Origin of the sequence: Streptomyces ossamyceticus, assembly GCF_001418475.1 — a bacterium.
GTDB classification, from domain to species: domain Bacteria; phylum Actinomycetota; class Actinomycetes; order Streptomycetales; family Streptomycetaceae; genus Streptomyces; species Streptomyces ossamyceticus.
Map to the genome: position 1 here is coordinate 1 of NZ_LIQX01000971.1, position 1,400 is coordinate 1,400.

2 protein-coding genes and 1 pseudogene are annotated in these 1,400 nt (G+C 71.3%); 2 read left to right on the plus strand and 1 reads right to left on the minus strand.

Features of this window, described 5'->3' with window-relative positions:
• On the minus strand, positions 1-434 hold a 434-nt coding region (locus AOK15_RS41120; RefSeq protein ID WP_055524355.1), incomplete at its 3' end, for an MSMEG_6728 family protein.
• Between the two features lie 88 nt (positions 435-522).
• Here AOK15_RS41120 and AOK15_RS41125 point away from each other — a divergent pair.
• Entirely contained in the window at positions 523-969 is a 447-nt protein-coding gene (locus AOK15_RS41125; RefSeq protein WP_055524353.1) for a hypothetical protein, read from the plus strand.
• A gap of 154 nt (positions 970-1,123) precedes the next feature.
• Positions 1,124-1,400: pseudogene (locus tag AOK15_RS48225) on the plus strand (DUF2797 domain-containing protein); the annotation flags it as partial.

The following is a 1,400-nucleotide window of genomic DNA, read 5'->3' on the forward strand; positions in this document are numbered from 1 at the left end:
TGTGTATAAGAGACGTCGTCGGGGAAGAGGGGGGTGTAGGTGGTGGGGTCCTTGCGCAGGAGTGCCGAGCGGTGGCTGTGGTGGAACGTGTCGTCGCCCAGCCAAGGGGGGAGTTCGGCGGCCTCCCCCAGCGCGGCCTGGGGGCGGACCTGCGTTCCGGGGCGGAACGCCAAGAGGTCGGCGACGAGAGTGGTCGCGCAGCTGTCCCGGTGGCCCCGCTCGCGCCACACCGCGCACACGTCCAGGCCGTACCGGACGAGGGCCTCCTCGTATCCGGCCCACATCCGTACCGCCGGATGGTGGCGCCAGCCGTAGCCCGGTACGACGAGGCCGCGGAGCACCTGCAACGCCTCGACCCGCTGTTTGCCGAGGCGACGGCGGTCCAGCGCGAGCGCCGACGCCCGGAAGTCGGGGTAGGGCAGGAACGTCTGCATGGTGGCGTCACGAGTACCGCGCCACCGGCCCTGACACATCCGGACGGCGACCGAATGGGATGCGGAGAAAACGGGCACTTCGGGAATCATGAACGCACAGCACGACGGCCCCGACCGCGCTCATCAGCGGCCCGAAGGGCTCAGCGACACGACGGTGGAGGCGCTCGGCGCGCTCTCCAAGGCCCTGGAGATGACCGAGCGCGCCCGTGGCCGCCTCTACGACTTCCACCAGCTCACCGGCGGCGCCGATCTCGAACTGGACCGGGCCGTTCGCCTGCTGCGGGAGGCCGGGCAGCCGGAGTGGGCGGAGAAGGTGCGGACCGAGATCCTCGGGCGCAATGTCATCCCCGGGCACTGGACGTTCCAGATCGTCGAGGCCTACAACGACACCTACTACGAGCCGTTCAAGGCGCTGGAGAAGAGCGCCGTGGACGAGCTGGCCGACGGCCGGGACCATCTCTACGAGGCGGAGATGAAGGAGGCCCGCCGTACGGCCGGCCACCCCGCCCATACCGCTCGACCCGACAGCCCGTGAGTGGCTTCCGCGGGGAGGGGGGAGGGAAAGGGCGGGGCACAGGTCGTCCTTGGGGCCTTCCCCGCCTCGTCGTCCACGGCCCCGGCGGCCTGGCGGTTGCTTCGTTTCCGCAGGTCAACCGCACTGTCAGTGGTGCCCTCTAATGTCGTGAGGGATGGCACACGCGTGGAGATGTACCGGGCTGCGGTGGGGCGGCGTCGAGCCCTGTCTGGTGTGGGAAGGCGGGCGGAGGAGTCCTCTGCCTCGGGGGAAGGCGGTGGTTTTCGGAGTCGTGGACGGGGGCGGACGGACCTGCGTCGGGGCCCGGGGCCACGCGTGTCCGGTGCGGGCGGGGGTCCCGGGGCGGAGTACCGGCGCGCGGTGCGAGGAGTGTGCGCGGCTGGACCGGGCGCATTCCGTCGCGGCCGACACCTTCGCCGATGATCCGCGGC